General features: G+C 65.6%; 27 protein-coding genes. All 27 read left to right on the forward strand.

Annotated elements, in window-relative coordinates; translation table 11 throughout:
* Positions 1 to 687 (forward strand): EF-Tu/IF-2/RF-3 family GTPase (locus VH499_RS23375; RefSeq protein ID WP_332055177.1); only part of this gene is annotated, 687 nt, incomplete at its 5' end.
* A 26-nt stretch (positions 688 to 713) separates the two neighbouring features.
* Positions 714 to 1028 (forward strand): 30S ribosomal protein S10, encoded by a 315-nt coding sequence (gene rpsJ / locus VH499_RS23380; protein ID WP_020695005.1) that lies wholly within the window; start codon positions 714 to 716, stop codon positions 1026 to 1028.
* A 37-nt stretch (positions 1029 to 1065) separates the two neighbouring features.
* Positions 1066 to 1791: a 50S ribosomal protein L3 gene (rplC, locus tag VH499_RS23385; protein ID WP_332055178.1), complete on the forward strand. Its 726-nt coding sequence runs from the start codon at positions 1066 to 1068 to the stop codon at positions 1789 to 1791.
* A gap of 10 nt (positions 1792 to 1801) precedes the next feature.
* Complete coding sequence (gene rplD / locus VH499_RS23390; RefSeq protein ID WP_332055179.1) at positions 1802 to 2422, forward strand: 50S ribosomal protein L4; 621 nt, start codon at positions 1802 to 1804, stop codon at positions 2420 to 2422.
* Entirely contained in the window at positions 2419 to 2739 is a 321-nt protein-coding gene (locus VH499_RS23395; RefSeq protein WP_332055180.1) for a 50S ribosomal protein L23, read from the forward strand. Before rplD ends, VH499_RS23395 begins: the two co-directional genes overlap by 4 nt.
* Before the next feature lie 15 nt (positions 2740 to 2754).
* Entirely contained in the window at positions 2755 to 3585 is an 831-nt protein-coding gene (rplB, locus tag VH499_RS23400; RefSeq protein WP_332055181.1) for a 50S ribosomal protein L2, read from the forward strand.
* A 23-nt stretch (positions 3586 to 3608) separates the two neighbouring features.
* Positions 3609 to 3887 (forward strand): 30S ribosomal protein S19, encoded by a 279-nt coding sequence (gene rpsS, locus VH499_RS23405; RefSeq protein ID WP_332055182.1) that lies wholly within the window; start codon positions 3609 to 3611, stop codon positions 3885 to 3887.
* Between the two features lie 6 nt (positions 3888 to 3893).
* Positions 3894 to 4280, forward strand: a complete 387-nt coding sequence (rplV, locus tag VH499_RS23410) for a 50S ribosomal protein L22 (protein WP_332055183.1) — start codon at positions 3894 to 3896, stop codon at positions 4278 to 4280.
* Position 4281: 1 nt separating this feature from the next.
* Positions 4282 to 5001 carry a 30S ribosomal protein S3 gene (rpsC, locus tag VH499_RS23415; protein ID WP_332055184.1) on the forward strand — a complete coding sequence of 240 codons (720 nt, stop codon included), beginning with the start codon at positions 4282 to 4284 and terminating at the stop codon, positions 4999 to 5001.
* A gap of 6 nt (positions 5002 to 5007) precedes the next feature.
* Positions 5008 to 5427 carry a 50S ribosomal protein L16 gene (gene rplP, locus VH499_RS23420; protein ID WP_332055185.1) on the forward strand — a complete coding sequence of 140 codons (420 nt, stop codon included), beginning with the start codon at positions 5008 to 5010 and terminating at the stop codon, positions 5425 to 5427.
* 10 nt (positions 5428 to 5437) lie between these two features.
* On the forward strand, positions 5438 to 5629 hold the full coding sequence (gene rpmC, locus VH499_RS23425; RefSeq protein ID WP_332055186.1) for a 50S ribosomal protein L29: 192 nt from the start codon (positions 5438 to 5440) through the stop codon (positions 5627 to 5629).
* A 10-nt stretch (positions 5630 to 5639) separates the two neighbouring features.
* Positions 5640 to 5888 (forward strand): 30S ribosomal protein S17, encoded by a 249-nt coding sequence (gene rpsQ, locus VH499_RS23430; protein ID WP_332055187.1) that lies wholly within the window; start codon positions 5640 to 5642, stop codon positions 5886 to 5888.
* Between the two features lie 18 nt (positions 5889 to 5906).
* Positions 5907 to 6275, forward strand: a complete 369-nt coding sequence (rplN, locus tag VH499_RS23435; protein WP_332055188.1) for a 50S ribosomal protein L14 — start codon at positions 5907 to 5909, stop codon at positions 6273 to 6275.
* A gap of 3 nt (positions 6276 to 6278) precedes the next feature.
* Positions 6279 to 6602: a 50S ribosomal protein L24 gene (gene rplX / locus VH499_RS23440; RefSeq protein WP_332055189.1), complete on the forward strand. Its 324-nt coding sequence runs from the start codon at positions 6279 to 6281 to the stop codon at positions 6600 to 6602.
* A gap of 11 nt (positions 6603 to 6613) precedes the next feature.
* Complete coding sequence (gene rplE / locus VH499_RS23445) at positions 6614 to 7156, forward strand: 50S ribosomal protein L5 (RefSeq protein WP_332055190.1); 543 nt, start codon at positions 6614 to 6616, stop codon at positions 7154 to 7156.
* Between the two features lie 14 nt (positions 7157 to 7170).
* Positions 7171 to 7476, forward strand: coding sequence for a 30S ribosomal protein S14 (gene rpsN, locus VH499_RS23450; RefSeq protein ID WP_332055191.1), 306 nt, complete (start codon positions 7171 to 7173; stop codon positions 7474 to 7476).
* Between the two features lie 16 nt (positions 7477 to 7492).
* The gene (rpsH, locus tag VH499_RS23455; RefSeq protein ID WP_332055192.1) at positions 7493 to 7891 is read left to right on the forward strand and encodes a 30S ribosomal protein S8; all 399 of its coding nucleotides are present in this window, start codon (positions 7493 to 7495) and stop codon (positions 7889 to 7891) included.
* Positions 7892 to 7893: 2 nt separating this feature from the next.
* A complete protein-coding gene (gene rplF / locus VH499_RS23460; RefSeq protein WP_332055193.1) occupies positions 7894 to 8427 on the forward strand; it encodes a 50S ribosomal protein L6 in 534 nt (177 codons plus the stop codon).
* 11 nt (positions 8428 to 8438) lie between these two features.
* Complete coding sequence (gene rplR, locus VH499_RS23465; RefSeq protein WP_332055194.1) at positions 8439 to 8801, forward strand: 50S ribosomal protein L18; 363 nt, start codon at positions 8439 to 8441, stop codon at positions 8799 to 8801.
* A 15-nt stretch (positions 8802 to 8816) separates the two neighbouring features.
* On the forward strand, positions 8817 to 9410 hold the full coding sequence (gene rpsE, locus VH499_RS23470) for a 30S ribosomal protein S5 (RefSeq protein ID WP_332055195.1): 594 nt from the start codon (positions 8817 to 8819) through the stop codon (positions 9408 to 9410).
* Positions 9411 to 9421: 11 nt separating this feature from the next.
* Positions 9422 to 9616: a 50S ribosomal protein L30 gene (gene rpmD / locus VH499_RS23475; RefSeq protein ID WP_332055196.1), complete on the forward strand. Its 195-nt coding sequence runs from the start codon at positions 9422 to 9424 to the stop codon at positions 9614 to 9616.
* Between the two features lie 28 nt (positions 9617 to 9644).
* Positions 9645 to 10124, forward strand: a complete 480-nt coding sequence (gene rplO, locus VH499_RS23480) for a 50S ribosomal protein L15 (RefSeq protein WP_332055197.1) — start codon at positions 9645 to 9647, stop codon at positions 10122 to 10124.
* Between the two features lie 70 nt (positions 10125 to 10194).
* Positions 10195 to 11541, forward strand: a complete 1347-nt coding sequence (gene secY, locus VH499_RS23485; RefSeq protein ID WP_332055198.1) for a preprotein translocase subunit SecY — start codon at positions 10195 to 10197, stop codon at positions 11539 to 11541.
* 10 nt (positions 11542 to 11551) lie between these two features.
* Positions 11552 to 12202 (forward strand): adenylate kinase, encoded by a 651-nt coding sequence (locus VH499_RS23490; RefSeq protein ID WP_332055199.1) that lies wholly within the window; start codon positions 11552 to 11554, stop codon positions 12200 to 12202.
* A gap of 121 nt (positions 12203 to 12323) precedes the next feature.
* Positions 12324 to 12701, forward strand: coding sequence for a 30S ribosomal protein S13 (gene rpsM, locus VH499_RS23495; protein WP_332055200.1), 378 nt, complete (start codon positions 12324 to 12326; stop codon positions 12699 to 12701).
* An 18-nt stretch (positions 12702 to 12719) separates the two neighbouring features.
* On the forward strand, positions 12720 to 13139 hold the full coding sequence (rpsK, locus tag VH499_RS23500; RefSeq protein WP_332055201.1) for a 30S ribosomal protein S11: 420 nt from the start codon (positions 12720 to 12722) through the stop codon (positions 13137 to 13139).
* A 98-nt stretch (positions 13140 to 13237) separates the two neighbouring features.
* Positions 13238 to 14254, forward strand: a complete 1017-nt coding sequence (locus VH499_RS23505; RefSeq protein WP_332055202.1) for a DNA-directed RNA polymerase subunit alpha — start codon at positions 13238 to 13240, stop codon at positions 14252 to 14254.
* Positions 14255 to 14275 lie beyond the last annotated feature (21 nt).

The following is a 14275-nucleotide window of genomic DNA, read 5'->3' on the forward strand; positions in this document are numbered from 1 at the left end:
CCGGTGGTGCGGGGTTCGGCGCTGATGGCGCTGGAGGACAGGAATCCGGAGCAGGGCGAGCAGTCGGTGCTGGCGCTGATGGCGGAGGTCGACCGGTACATCCCGCAGCCGACGCGCGACAAGGACAAGCCGTTTTTGATGCCGATCGAGGACGTTTTCTCGATCTCGGGCCGCGGCACGGTGGTGACGGGCCGTGTGGAGCGGGGTGTGGTCAAGGTCGGCGAGGAAGTGGAGATCGTGGGTCTGCGGCCGACGGCGAAGACGGTGGTGACGGGTGTCGAGATGTTCCGCAAGCTGCTGGACCAGGGCGAGGCGGGGGACAACATCGGGGCCCTGCTGCGCGGCGTGGGCCGCGAGGACGTGGAGCGCGGGCAGGTGCTGGCGAAGCCGGGGTCGATCACGCCGCACACGAACTTCGAGGCCGAGGCGTACATCCTGACCAAGGAGGAGGGTGGCCGTCACACGCCGTTCTTCACCAACTACCGGCCGCAGTTCTACTTCCGGACGACCGACGTGACCGGGGTTGTGACGTTGCCGGAGGGCACGGAGATGGTGATGCCGGGGGACAATGCGCGGACGGTGGTCGAGCTGATCCAGCCGATCGCCATGGACGAGGGCCTGCGCTTCGCCATCCGCGAGGGCGGCCGAACCGTCGGCGCCGGCGTCGTCACCAAAATCGTCAAGTAACCGAACGGCGCACGAGCGAGCAGATCATGGACAGCACCAATATCCGCATCCGGCTCAAAGCCTTCGATCATCGCGTACTCGACACGTCGACGAGCGAGATCGTCAGCACCGCGAAGCGGACGGGCGCGCAGGTTCGGGGACCGATCCCGCTGCCCACCCGCATCGAGCGGTTCACGGTCAACCGCTCGCCGCACATCGACAAGAAGTCGCGCGAGCAGTTCGAGGTGCGCACGCACAAGCGCGTGCTCGATATCGTCGATCCGACGCCCCAGACCGTGGACGCGCTGATGAAGCTCGATCTCGCCTCCGGCGTCGACGTCGAAATCAAGTTGGGCGCCTGAGGGCTGCGCGGCAGGGACAGGAAAGAGGAACAGGACCATGCGTTGCGGTCTCGTCGCCCAGAAGGTCGGCATGACCCGCGTCTTCAACGACGCCGGGGAACACGTGCCCGTCACCGTTCTGAAGGTGGATCAGCTGCAGGTTGTCGCCGTCCGCTCGGAAGAGAAGGACAAGTACACTGCCGTGCAGCTCGGCTACGGCAAGGCCAAGGTGAAGAACGTGACGCAGCCGATGCGCGGTCATTTCGCCAAGGCCAAGGTCGAGCCGAAGAAGAAGCTCGTCGAGTTCCGGGTCGCCAAGGATGCGGTCCTGGAGGTCGGTGCCGAGCTGGTGCCGAGCCATTTCGTGCCGGGCCAGTTCGTCGACGTGGTCGGCACCACGATCGGCCGCGGCTTCACAGGCTCGATGGTGCGCTGGAACTTCGGCGGCCTCGAAGCCAGCCACGGCGTGTCGGTCTCGCATCGCAGCCACGGTTCGACCGGCAACCGCCAGGATCCCGGCCGAACCTTCCCTGGCAAGAAGATGGCGGGCCACTACGGCCACGAGCGCGTGACCACGCAGAACCTGAAGATCGTGGCCACCGACGACGAGAAGGGCCTGCTGCTGGTTTCCGGCGCGGTGCCCGGCCCGGCGGGCGGTTACATCATCGTCAAGGACGCCTCCAAGCGCGCCCGTCCCAAGGAGGCCCCTTACCCGGCCGGCCTGCGCAAGGCTGCCGCGCCGGCGCCCGAGGCGCCGGCCGCCGACGCGGCCCCGCAGGCTTGAGGATCAGGTCATGAAGATCGCGGTCAAGACCATCGATGGCGGCAGCGCCGGCGAGATCGATCTCGCCGACGCGGTGTTCGCCGTGCCCGTCCGCAGGGACATCCTGCAGCGCTGCGTGGTGTGGCAGCTCTCACGCCGCCAGCAGGGCACGCACAAGACCAAGGGCCGTTCCGAGGTCACGGCGACGGCCAAGAAGATGTATGCCCAGAAGGGGACCGGTCGCGCGCGCCATGGCAACGAGGCCGCGCCGCAGTTCCGCGGCGGTGGCAAGGCGTTCGGTCCCGTGGTCCGCAGCCATGCCAGCGACCTGCCGAAGAAGGTGCGCAAGCTCGCCCTGCGCACGGCGCTATCGGCCAAGGCGGCCGAAGGCAAGCTGATAGTTCTCGACAGTGCGGCGTTACCGGAACCCAAGACGGCCAGGCTCGAGGGTCATTTCGGCAAGCTGGGTCTCTCGAGCGTGCTGGTCATCGCCGGCGCCGAGGTCGACATCAACTTCGCCCGCGCGGCGGCAAACATCGCCCATGTCGATGTGCTGCCGCAGCAGGGCGCGAACGTCTACGACATCCTGCGGCGCGATACGCTCGTGCTGACGAAGGATGCGGTGAAGCATCTCGAGGAGCGCCTGCAATGAGCGCGAGGACCAAACCCAGCCCGGTGTCGCGGGCGCGCATGTACGAGGTGATCCGCGCACCGCTCATCACCGAGAAGACCACCAACGGCTCGGAACACGGCCAGGTCACCTTCCGCGTGTCGATGGACGCCACCAAGCCGGAGATCAGGCAGGCGGTCGAAGCTCTGTTCAAGGTCAAGGTCAGGGCGGTGAACACCGTTACCGTGAAGGGCAAGGCCAAGGTTTTCCGCGGTCATGCGGGTGTGCGAAGCGACTGGAAGAAAGCGATCGTCTCGTTGGCCGAAGGTCAAAAGATCGACGTGACCACGGGCCTGTAGGACGGGGAACGAGAAATGGCTCTCAAGAGTTTCAAGCCGATCACGCCATCGCTGCGACAGCTGGTCATCGTCGACCGCGCCAGCCTGTGGAAGGGCAAGCCGGTCAAGGCGCTGACGAGCGGCAAGGTCGAAACGGGCGGTCGCAACAATCACGGTCACATCACGGCCAATCATCGCGGCGGCGGGCACAAGCGGCGCCTGCGCCTGGTCGACTTCAAGCGTCGCAGGTTCGACGTGGCGGCGACCGTGGAGCGGCTCGAGTACGATCCCAACCGCTCGGCCTTCATCGCGCTGATCAAGTATGCCGACGGGGAACTCTCCTACATCCTGGCGCCCCAGCGGCTCAAGGCGGGTGATCAGGTCGTGTCGGGCGAACGTGTCGACATCAAGCCGGGCAACGCCATGCCGCTCGCGAACATGCCGGTCGGCACGATCGTGCACAATGTCGAGCTGAAGCGCGGCCGCGGCGGCCAGCTTGCGCGTTCCGCCGGGACTTATGCCCAGCTCGTCGGCAAGGATGCGGGCTATGCCCAGATCAAGCTGAATTCGGGCGAGCTGCGCCTGGTGCCGGGCGAATGTCTCGCCACCGTTGGTGCGGTGTCCAACCCGGACAACCAGAACACGGTCGCCGGCAAGGCAGGCCGCCAACGCTGGCTTGGCCGCCGTCCGGTGGTGCGCGGCGTGGCGATGAACCCGGTGGATCAGCCGCATGGCGGCGGCGAGGGCAAGACCTCGGGCGGCCGCCACCCGGTGACGCCGTGGGGCAAGCCGACGAAGGGCAAGAAGACCCGCAAGAACAAGGCGACTGACAAGTTCATCATCCGCCGCCGTCACGCGACCCGTTGACGGCAGGCTGAGGAGGCAAGCAAGTGGCACGTTCCGTTTGGAAAGGTCCCTTTGTCGAGGGCAGCCTGATCAAGAAGGCCGAGAAGGCGCGCCAGAGCGTGCGCAGCGACGTGATCAAGACCTGGTCGCGGCGCTCGACGATCCTGCCGCAGTTCGTCGGCCTGACGTTCGGCGTCTACAACGGCAAGAAGTTCATTCCGGTGAATGTCACCGAGGAGATGGTCGGACACAAGCTCGGCGAGTTTTCGCCGACCCGCACCTTCACCTCCCACTCAGGTGACAAGAAGGTCGCCAAGGAGTAGCGCGCGATGAGCAAGCCATCCGCTCCCCGCCGCGAGGCGGACAACGAGGCCAAGGCCGTGCTGCGCACCATCCGCATCAGCCCGCGCAAGCTCGACCTCGTCGCCGCCACGATTCGCGGCAAGAAGGCCTCGTCGGCCGTCAACGAGCTGACCTTCTCCAAGAAGCGCATCGCGCAGGACGTGAGGAAGGCGCTGAACTCGGCCATCGCCAATGCCGAGAACAACCACAATCTCGACGTCGACCGCCTGGTGGTGGCCGAGGCGTCGGTCGGCAAGGGCCTCGTCATGAAGCGTTTCCATACCCGCGGCCGCGGCCGTGCGGCGGGAATCGTCAAGCCGTTCAGCCACCTCACGATCGTGGTGCGCGAGCGGCCCGAGGCGGAGGACAAGTAACATGGGTCAGAAGGTCAATCCGATCGGCCTGCGTCTCGGCATCAACCGGACCTGGGACTCGCGCTGGTATGCGGAGGGCGGCGAATATTCGACGATGCTCCACGAGGATATCCATATCCGCAAGGTGCTGCGTGAGCGGCTGGCGCAGGCCGGCGTGGCCAAGATCGTCATCGAACGGCCGGCCAAGCGCGCCCGCGTGACCATCCATACTGCCCGTCCAGGCGTGGTGATCGGCAAGAAGGGTGCCGATATCGAGAAGCTGCGGGGCGACCTCGCCAAGATGACCAAGGGCGAGGTGGCGCTGAACATCGTCGAGATCCGCAAGCCCGAGATCGATGCCACGCTGATCGCCGAGAACATCGCTCAGCAGCTCGAGCGCCGCGTTGCCTTCCGTCGCGCCATGAAACGTGCCGTGCAGTCGGCCATGCGGCTCGGCGCCCAGGGCATCCGCATCAACTGCTCCGGCCGGCTGGGTGGCGCCGAGATCGCGCGCATGGAGTGGTATCGCGAGGGCCGGGTGCCGCTGCACACGCTGCGCGCCGACATCGATTACGGAACCGCCACCGCCTTCACCACCTTCGGCACCTGCGGGGTGAAGGTCTGGGTGTTCAAGGGCGAGATCATGGCGCACGACCCGATGGCGCACGACAAGCGCGCCGAGGAAGCCGCGCCGCAACGCACGCCGGCGCGCGTCGAGCGCACCGAGCAGAGGGACGCGTAAGACGCCATGCTGCAACCGAAGCGCACCAAGTACCGCAAGGCTTTCAAAGGCCGCATCAGTGGCGCGGCCAAGGGCGGATTCAATCTCGACTTCGGCTCGTTCGGCCTGAAGGCGATGGAGCCCGACCGCCTTACCGCGCGCCAAATCGAGGCTGCCCGCCGGGCCATCACCCGTCACATGAAGCGTGCCGGGCGCGTGTGGATCCGCGTCTTCCCCGACGTGCCGGTCTCCAAGAAGCCGGCCGAGGTCCGCATGGGCTCCGGCAAGGGGGCGCCCGAGTTCTGGGCCGCTCGCGTGAAGCCCGGTCGCGTGCTGTTTGAGCTGGACGGCGTTCCGGTCACGGTCGCCCGCGAGGCGCTCGCGCTGGCTGCCGCCAAGCTGCCGATCAAGACGCGTTTCGTCAGCCGCATCGGCGCCGAGGGTTGAGGAGAAAGCCATGAAGGCCAGTGATCTACGACCCAAGACGAGGGATCAGCTCAAGGAGGAGCTCGGCAATCTGCGCAAGGAGGCGTTCAACCTGCGCTTCCAGAAGGCCAGCGGCCAGCTCGGCAAGACCGGCCGCGTGCGCCAGGTCCGCCGCGACATCGCCCGCATCAAGACGGTGCTGGGCGAGAAGGCCGCGGGTTAAGGAGTCATCAATGCCGAAGCGAATTCTCGAAGGCGTCGTCGTCAGCGACAAGATGGACAAGACCATCGTGGTAAAGGTCGAGCGACGCGTTCAGCACCCGATCTACAAGAAGTTCATCCGCCGGTCGAAGAAGTATCACGCACACGACGAGACCAATGCCTTCAAGGGCAAGGTGGGCGAGAGCGTGCGCATCCGCGAGTGCCGGCCGTTGTCCAGGACAAAAAGCTGGGAAGTTCTGGTCGAAGGCGCGAAGGCTTAGGGCGCGGGGCAGGCAGACATGATCCAGATGCGTACCAATCTCGAGGTCGCCGACAATTCCGGCGCCCGTCGGGTCCAGTGTATCAAGGTGCTGGGTGGCTCGCGCCGAAAATACGCCAGCGTGGGAGACGTCATCGTCGTATCGGTGAAGGAAGCGATTCCGCGCGGCCGCGTGAAGAAGGGCGAGGTGCATCGCGCTGTCGTGGTGCGCACCTCGTTCGCGTTGCGCCGGCCGGACGGCAGCGCCATCCGCTTCGATCGCAACGCCGCCGTTCTGATCAGCAAGCAGGATGAGCCGATCGGCACCCGCATCTTCGGACCGGTGACACGCGAGCTGCGCGCCAAGAAGTTCATGAAGATCATCTCGCTCGCGCCGGAGGTCCTCTAGGCCATGACCGTCAAGCTCAAGATCCGCAAGGGCGACCGGGTGAAGGTCATCGCCGGGCGCAGCAAGGGCAAGGTGGGTGACGTGCTACGCGTGCTGCCCGCCGAACAGCGTGTCGTGGTGTCGGGCGTGAACGTGATCAAGCGTCATACCAAGCCCGGCCGCACCGATGCCGGCGGCATCATCGAACGCGAGGCCGCGATCCACGTGTCCAACGTGGCGCTGCTCGACCCCAAGTCCGACAAGCCCACCAAGGTCGGATTCAAATTTCTCGAAGACGGCCGGAAAGTGCGTTTCGCGCGCGCCTCCGGCGAAACAATCGACCGCTAGGAGAACGGGCCATGCCCGCGCGACTGCAAGAGCACTACACCAAGACGATCCGAGAGGCGCTCACCAAGGAGTTCTCCTACAAGAACCCCTTCGAGGTGCCGAAGCTCGACAAGATCGTGATCAACATGGGCGTCGGCGAGGCGGTCAATGATCGCAAGGCCGTCGACGGCGCGGTGGCCGATCTGACGGCTATCACCGGCCAGAAGCCGGTGATCACGAAGTCGCGCAAGTCGATTGCCACCTTCAAGCTGCGCGAAGGCATGGCGATCGGTGCCAAGGTCACGCTGCGCCGCGATCGCATGTACGAGTTCATCGACCGCCTGATCAACGTCGCGCTCCCGCGTGTTCGCGACTTCCGCGGCCTGAACGGCAAGTCCTTCGACGGCAATGGCAACTTCGCCATGGGGTTGAAGGAGCAGATCGTGTTCCCGGAGATCGACTACGACAAGGTCGACCAGGTGCGCGGCATGGACATCATCATCTGCACGACGGCGAAGACGGACGCGGAAGCAAGGGCGCTTCTCCGCGGTTTCGACTTTCCGTTCGTGAACTGAGGCCGGAGATCGAAATGGCCAAGACGAGTTCAGTCGAGAAGAACAACCGGCGTGTTAGCCTGGCGAAGAAGTACGCTGCCAAGCGCGCCAAGCTGAAGGCGATGGCGGTGGACGACAAGCTGACGCCGGAGGAGCGCTTCGGCGCGCGGCTCAAGCTCGCCGAACTGCCGCGCAACTCCTCGCCGACGCGCATCCGCAATCGATGCGAGATCACAGGCCGTCCACGCGCCGTGTATCGCAAGTTCAAGCTTTCGCGGCTGGCGCTGCGGCAGCTCGCCTCGCTGGGCGCCCTGCCCGGCGTGGTGAAGTCGAGCTGGTAACGGGGGACCGTAGACCATGGCGATGACAGATCCTGTCGGTGATTTGCTAACCCGCATCCGCAACGGCCAGGCCGCGCGCCTCGAGAGCGTGACCGTGCCGGCCTCGCGCATGCGGTCGAGTGTTCTCGATGTGCTCCAGCGCGAGGGCTATATCCGAGGCTGGTTCGAGGAAGAGATGCGACCCGGCGTGAAGGAACTCCGCATCGAGCTCAAGTACGACAACGGCCGTCCCGTCATAAAGGACATCCGCCGCGTCTCGACCCCGGGCCGGCGCGTCTACTCGAAGATCCGCGAGCTGCCGCGCCATTTCAATGGACTCGGCATTTCGATCCTGTCTACGCCGCGCGGCGTCATGTCGGATGCCGAGGCGCGCGCCGCCAATGTCGGCGGCGAAATCCTCTGCAAGGTGTTCTGATCATGTCGCGCGTCGGCAAGAATCCGGTTCCCATCCCGAGCGGCGTCACCGTCGACCTCAAGGGCCAGGCCCTCAAGGTCAAGGGCAAGCGCGGCGAGCTGTCGCTCGTGGTGCACGATGATGTCGAGGTCGCCCAAACCGCCGAAGGGCTTACCTTCAAGCCGCGCGGCGACAGCCGCCGCGCGCGCATGCAGTGGGGCACCGCCCGCAATCTCGCGCGGAACATGGTGCGCGGCGTGTCGGATGGCTTCACCATCAACCTCGAAATCAACGGCGTCGGCTACCGCGCTCAGGCGGATGCCAAGAACCTGAAATTGCAACTCGGCTTCAGTCACGACGTCGAGGTGCCGATTCCGGCCGGCATCCAGATCAAGGCGGTGAAGCCGACCGAGATCGAGATCACCGGCGCGGACCGTCAGAGGGTCGGACAGCTCGCCTCGGAAATTCGCAGCCTGCGTCCACCGGAGCCCTACAAGGGCAAGGGCATCAAGTACTCGACCGAGACGATCCGGCGCAAGGAAGGCAAGAAGAAGTAAGGCGATCCATCATGGCCGATACGAAAGCTCTCTTCGCCCGTCGCCAACGACGCACGCGCCACGCGCTGCACCAGGCCGCGGGCGGCCGCCCTCGCCTCAGCGTCTTTCGCTCGGGCAAGCACATCTACGCGCAGGTTATCGACGACCGGAAGGGCGCCACACTGGCGGCCGCCTCGTCGCTCGACGAGGGCCTCAAGGGCCGCCTCAAGACCGGCGCCGACAAGTCCGCGGCGGCCGAGGTCGGCAAGCTGATTGCCGAGCGTGCGATCGCTGCCGGTGTCAAGCAGGTCGTTTTCGACCGTGGCGGCTACATGTATCACGGCCGCGTCGCTGCGCTGGCCAATGCCGCCCGCGAGGGCGGCCTGTCGTTCTGATCGGGAGTTAGCACAATGGCTCGTTCACCCGGTGGTTCCGGCCGTTCCCCGCGCGATCGCGATCGGGGCCGCGATCGCGATCGCGACGAGGAAAATGAACTAACCGACAAGCTGGTCACCATCAACCGCGTGGCCAAGGTAGTGAAGGGCGGTCGCCGCTTCGCCTTCGCCGCCATTGTCGTGGTTGGCGACCAGCGCGGGCGCGTCGGCCATGGCGCCGGCAAGGCGCGCGAGGTGCCGGAGGCGATCCGCAAGGCGACCGAGGCGGCCAAGCGGGCCCTGGTTCGTGTTCCGTTGCGCGACGGCCGCACACTGCACCACGACGTGAAGGGCCGTTTCGGCGCCGGCAAGGTCACGCTGCGCGCCGCTCCCGCCGGCACCGGCATCATCGCTGGCGGTCCGATGCGCGCGGTCTTCGAGACCCTCGGCATCAAGGACATCGTCGCCAAGTCTGTGGGCACGTCCAACCCGCACAACATGATCAAGGCAACCTTCGCGGCCCTCGAACAGCTCAACTCGCCGCGCATGGTGGCGACCCGCCGCGGCAAGAAGGTGGGCGATCTGCTCGGTCGCCGCGACGGCGAGCAGGCCGCCGAAGCGGCTGCCTGAGGAGAGGGACCATGGCCGACGGCAAGAAGATCAAGATCACCCAGACCGGCAGCCCGATCGGCCGCACGGACGACCAGCGCGCGACGCTGGTCGGGCTGGGCCTGAACAAGCGCCACCGGGTCAGCGTGCTGGACGATACGCCCGCGGTGCGCGGCATGATCAACAAGGTGCGCCATCTGGTGCGCATCGACGAGGAAGCGCGCTGAGCGGAGGCTGGGCGCGGAGGGCAAAGAGATGAAGCTGAACGAAATCGCCGACAACGAAGGCGCCCGCAAAGGGCGCATGCGGGTGGGCCGCGGCATCGGCTCGGGCAAGGGCAAGACGGCGGGTCGCGGCGTGAAGGGCCAGAAGTCCCGCACCGGCGTCGCCATCAAGGGCTTCGAGGGCGGCCAGATGCCGCTTTATCGCCGCATTCCCAAGCGCGGCTTCCGTCCGCCGCACCAGAAGGCGTGGCGGATCGTCAATCTCGGAACGTTGCAGAAGGCGATCGACGACAGGAAACTCGACGCCGGCAGGCCGATCGACGGCGCCGCCATGCAGGCCGCCGGCCTGTTCAAGAACGCCGCCGACGGCGTGCGCCTGCTTGGCAAGGGCGGCATTACGTCCAAGATAGAGATCAAGGTCGCCGGTGCCTCGGCGTCGGCGATCGCCGCGGTGGAGAAGGCCGGAGGCAAGGTCGAGCTGCCGCCAAAACCTGCTGCCGAGGCGGCCTAGAGCCGATTTCGTCCAGGGGGCGGCCAAGCATCCGCCTCTTCGTGTCGTTTTCGTTCACGCGTGAGGGTCCATGGCATCCGCCGCCGAGCAACTCGCATCCAACCTGAACTGGGGCGCGATCGGTAAGGCGACCGAGCTGAAGAAGCGCCTGTGGTTCACCGTGGGCGCCCTCGTCGTCTTCCGCATCGGCGCCTACATTCCTGTGCCGGGCGTCGATCCGGCCGCGCTTGCCGAGATCTTCCATCGCAACGCCGGCGGCATCGCCGGTATGCTCGATGTGTTTTCGGGGGGCTCGATCGGCCGCATGTCGATCCTGGCCCTGTCGATCATGCCGTACATCTCGGCCTCGATCATCATGCAGATCCTGACGACGGTCGTACCCTCGCTCGAGGCGCTGAAGAAGGAAGGCGAGGCCGGCCGCAAGAAGATCAACCAGTACACTCGTTACGGCACGGTGTTCCTGGCCGCGTTCCAGGCCTACGGAATTGCCGTCGGTCTGGAAGGGCAGGTCGCGTCGGCCGGACCGGTCGTGCACGATCCGGGGCTATTCTTCCGGTTCGTGACCATCGTCACCCTGGTGGGCGGCACACTGCTGCTGATGTGGCTCGGCGAGCAGATCACCGCGCGCGGCGTGGGCAATGGCGTGTCGCTGATCATCTTCGCCGGAATTGTCGCGGCATTGCCGAATGCGATGGCGCAGACCCTGGAGCTCGGCCGCACCGGCGCCTTGTCCGCCCTGTTCATCATCGGCCTGATGGTCGGCGTCGTCGTGGTCGTGGCCGTCGTGGTCTTCATGGAGACCGCGCAGCGTCGGATCGTTGTGCAATATCCCAAGCGCCAGGTCGGCAATCGCATGTACGGCGGCGAGGCCTCGCATCTGCCGCTCAAGATCAATACGTCGGGCGTGATTCCGCCGATTTTCGCGTCGTCGCTGCTGCTTTTCCCGGCCACGATCGCGTCCTTCCAAGGCAATACCGGCGAATCCGGCATCACCCAATGGATCGCGACCTATCTGGGCCACGGCCAGCCACTCTATCTGGTGGCCTACGTCGGGCTGATCGTCTTTTTCTGCTTCTTCTATACGACGGTCGTGTTCAATCCGACCGACACGGCGGAGAACCTCAAGAAGAACGGTGGCTTCGTGCCCGGCATTCGGCCCGGCAAGAACACGGCCGAGTATCTCGAGTACATCCTCAATCGCCTGACGCTGATCGGCGCCCTGTATCTTTCGGCGGTCTGCATTTTGCCGGAGCTGCTGATCGCGCGCGGCGGTGTCCCCTTCTATTTCGGCGGCACCAGCCTCCTGATCGTCGTTTCGGTGACACTCGACACGGTGACCCAGATCCAGGCCCACCTGCTCGCCCATCAATACGAGGGTCTCATCAAGAAGGCCCGGCTGCGCGGTCGCGGCCGATGAGGCAGAGCCGATGAACATCATACTTCTCGGGCCGCCAGGTGCGGGCAAGGGCACGCAAGCCCAGCGGCTGCAGAGCGAGCTCGGCATGGTGCAGCTCTCGACCGGCGACATGTTGCGCGCGGCCGTCGCCTCGGGCAGCGAGCTCGGCAGGAAGGCCAAGGGCATCATGGACAAGGGCCAGTTGGTGCCGGACGAGCTGATGGTCGGCCTGATCGAGGATCGGATCGGACAGCCCGACTGCGCCAAGGGCTTCATCCTCGACGGCTTTCCGCGGACCGACGCGCAGGCCGAGGCGCTCGACAGGATGCTGGCCAAGACGGGCAGGACGCTCGACCGCGTGATCGAGATGGAAGTGGACGAGAAGGTGCTGACCGAGCGCGTGGTCGGCCGCTTCACCTGCGCCAAGTGCGGTGCGGGCTATCACGAGAAGTTCAAGCGGCCGAAGGTCGAGGGTGTCTGCGACGTCTGCGGATCCCGGGAGTTCACCCGGCGCCAGGACGACAATGCCGAGACCATGAAAACCCGGATGGCCGCCTATCGGGCCCAGACGGAGCCCCTGTTGCCCTACTACGACCGTCGCAAGGTGCTGCGGAAGGTCGACGGGATGGCCGCCATGGACGAGGTTTACCGTCAAATCCGCGCCGTTCTGGCAGGGACTTGACAAGTTCGAGATCCGTTGACTCAGGGGCGCCGGTACATATAATCGCGCGCTTTTCCGGGGCCAGCGGAACGTCATACGGGCGCGCATGAGCGCGCCGTAAGTCTTTGAAGGAGTTGGAACTTTGGCTCGTATAGCCGGCGTCAACATTCCGACCGCGAAGCGGGCGGTGGTCGGATTGCAGTACATCCACGGGATTGGCCAGGCGAAGGCCAAGGAAATTCTGGGGAAAGTGGGGATCGACGAGTCTCGGCGGGTCAATACGCTGACCGACGACGAGGTCATCCGCATCCGCGAAGCGATCGACCGCGACTATACGGTCGAAGGCGACCTGCGGCGCGAAGTCGCAATGAACATCAAGCGTTTGATGGATCTCGCCTGCTACCGCGGTCTCAGGCATCGCCGCGGCCTGCCTGTCCATGGTCAGCGCACGCACACCAATGCGCGCACCCGCAAGGGTCCGGCCAAGCCGATCGCCGGCAAGAAGAAAGTAACCAAGTAGACCAAGGGGATCCGCATCATGGCCAAGCCTGCCGCCGCCGCCAGTGGCGCCGCCGCTTCCACCGCGCGTCCTCGCCGCAAGGAACGCAAGAACATCATCGCCGGCGTTGCTCATGTGAACGCCTCGTTCAACAACACGATCGTCACCATCACCGACGCGCAGGGCAATACCATCGCCTGGTCGTCATCGGGGCAGCAGGGCTTCAAGGGGTCGCGCAAGTCGACGCCCTTCGCCGCGCAGATGGCGGCCGAGAATGCGGGCCGCAAGGCGATGGAGCACGGCATGCGCACGCTCGAGATCGAGGTGCGCGGCCCCGGCTCGGGCCGAGAGTCGGCCTTGCGCGCGCTGCAGGCCGTCGGTCTCGCCGTCACCGCGATCCGCGACGTGACGCCGATCCCGCACAACGGCTGCCGTCCGCCCAAGCGTCGTCGCGTCTGAGTTCGAGCGGCGGCGCGCTCCTGGCGCCGCGCTGTTTTGAATGTGGCGCGGGCCCTTCATGGCCCGCGTGAACCAACCGGTCTAGAGAGGTAGCCCCCGTGCTTCAGAAGAACTGGCAAGATCTCATCAAGCCGGAGAAGCTTGTCACCGAAGCGGGCGTCGATCCGAGCCGCGTGGCGACGATCGTCGCCGAGCCGCTCGAGCGCGGTTTCGGTCTCACGCTTGGCAATGCGCTGCGCCGCGTATTGCTGTCCTCGCTCCAGGGTGCGGCCGTCACGTCGATCAAAATCGACAACGTGCTGCATGAGTTCTCCTCCATTCCCGGCGCGCGCGAGGACGTGGTCGACATCGTCCTCAACATCAAGGCAATGGCGGTGAAGATGCAGGGCGATCGTCCGCAGCGTCTGTATCTGCGCGCCGTCGGGCCGGGCGAAGTCACGGCCGGCATGATCGAGCTGCCGGGCGACGTCCAGATCATGGATCCCAAGCACCTGATCTGCACGCTCGACGACGGCGCCTCGATTTCGATGGAGCTGACCGTCGCCACCGGCAAGGGCTACATCCCGGCTGCGGCCAACCGCGCCGAGGACGCCCCGATCGGCCTGATCCCGGTCGATTCGGTGTTCAGCCCGGTGAAGCGCGTCTCCTACAAGATCGAGAACAGCCGCGTCGGCCAGGTGACCGACTACGACAAGCTGTCGATGACGGTCGAGACCAACGGCACGACCCTGCCGGCCGATGCGGTGGCGCTGGCCGCCCGCATCCTGCAGGACCAACTCCAGCTCTTCATCAACTTCGAGGAGCCGCGCGAGGTCCGCAAGGAAGAGCAGCAGGACGATTTCCCGTTCAACCGCAACCTTCTGCGCAAGGTCGACGAGCTCGAGCTCTCTGTTCGCTCGGCCAACTGCCTGAAGAACGACAACATCATCTACATCGGCGATCTGGTGCAGAAGACCGAGGCGGAGATGCTGCGCACACCGAACTTCGGCCGCAAGTCACTGAACGAGATCAAGGAAGTGCTGGCCGGCATGGGCCTTCATCTGGGCATGGAAATCCCGGGCTGGCCGCCGGACAACATCGAGGAGATGGCCAAGCGGCTGGAAGAGCCGTACTAGGCCGGCAAGGGGACCTTAGTC

It is taken from the genome of Reyranella sp. (assembly GCF_036558665.1).
Classification (GTDB): domain Bacteria; phylum Pseudomonadota; class Alphaproteobacteria; order Reyranellales; family Reyranellaceae; genus Reyranella.

Bases quoted from the DNA above. Each gene is read 5' to 3' on its own strand.
- rpsJ (WP_020695005.1), top strand. From the start codon at position 714: ATGGACAGCACCAATATCCGCATCCGGCTCAAAGCCTTCGATCATCGC.
- rplC (WP_332055178.1), top strand. From the start codon at position 1,066: ATGCGTTGCGGTCTCGTCGCCCAGAAGGTCGGCATGACCCGCGTCTTC.
- rplD (WP_332055179.1), top strand. From the start codon at position 1,802: ATGAAGATCGCGGTCAAGACCATCGATGGCGGCAGCGCCGGCGAGATC.
- VH499_RS23395 (WP_332055180.1), top strand. From the start codon at position 2,419: ATGAGCGCGAGGACCAAACCCAGCCCGGTGTCGCGGGCGCGCATGTAC.
- rplB (WP_332055181.1), top strand. From the start codon at position 2,755: ATGGCTCTCAAGAGTTTCAAGCCGATCACGCCATCGCTGCGACAGCTG.
- rplV (WP_332055183.1), top strand. From the start codon at position 3,894: ATGAGCAAGCCATCCGCTCCCCGCCGCGAGGCGGACAACGAGGCCAAG.
- rpsC (WP_332055184.1), top strand. From the start codon at position 4,282: ATGGGTCAGAAGGTCAATCCGATCGGCCTGCGTCTCGGCATCAACCGG.
- rplP (WP_332055185.1), top strand. From the start codon at position 5,008: ATGCTGCAACCGAAGCGCACCAAGTACCGCAAGGCTTTCAAAGGCCGC.
- rpmC (WP_332055186.1), top strand. From the start codon at position 5,438: ATGAAGGCCAGTGATCTACGACCCAAGACGAGGGATCAGCTCAAGGAG.
- rpsQ (WP_332055187.1), top strand. From the start codon at position 5,640: ATGCCGAAGCGAATTCTCGAAGGCGTCGTCGTCAGCGACAAGATGGAC.
- rplN (WP_332055188.1), top strand. From the start codon at position 5,907: ATGATCCAGATGCGTACCAATCTCGAGGTCGCCGACAATTCCGGCGCC.
- rplX (WP_332055189.1), top strand. From the start codon at position 6,279: ATGACCGTCAAGCTCAAGATCCGCAAGGGCGACCGGGTGAAGGTCATC.
- rplE (WP_332055190.1), top strand. From the start codon at position 6,614: ATGCCCGCGCGACTGCAAGAGCACTACACCAAGACGATCCGAGAGGCG.
- rpsN (WP_332055191.1), top strand. From the start codon at position 7,171: ATGGCCAAGACGAGTTCAGTCGAGAAGAACAACCGGCGTGTTAGCCTG.
- rpsH (WP_332055192.1), top strand. From the start codon at position 7,493: ATGGCGATGACAGATCCTGTCGGTGATTTGCTAACCCGCATCCGCAAC.
- rplF (WP_332055193.1), top strand. From the start codon at position 7,894: ATGTCGCGCGTCGGCAAGAATCCGGTTCCCATCCCGAGCGGCGTCACC.
- rplR (WP_332055194.1), top strand. From the start codon at position 8,439: ATGGCCGATACGAAAGCTCTCTTCGCCCGTCGCCAACGACGCACGCGC.
- rpsE (WP_332055195.1), top strand. From the start codon at position 8,817: ATGGCTCGTTCACCCGGTGGTTCCGGCCGTTCCCCGCGCGATCGCGAT.
- rpmD (WP_332055196.1), top strand. From the start codon at position 9,422: ATGGCCGACGGCAAGAAGATCAAGATCACCCAGACCGGCAGCCCGATC.
- rplO (WP_332055197.1), top strand. From the start codon at position 9,645: ATGAAGCTGAACGAAATCGCCGACAACGAAGGCGCCCGCAAAGGGCGC.
- secY (WP_332055198.1), top strand. From the start codon at position 10,195: ATGGCATCCGCCGCCGAGCAACTCGCATCCAACCTGAACTGGGGCGCG.
- VH499_RS23490 (WP_332055199.1), top strand. From the start codon at position 11,552: ATGAACATCATACTTCTCGGGCCGCCAGGTGCGGGCAAGGGCACGCAA.
- rpsK (WP_332055201.1), top strand. From the start codon at position 12,720: ATGGCCAAGCCTGCCGCCGCCGCCAGTGGCGCCGCCGCTTCCACCGCG.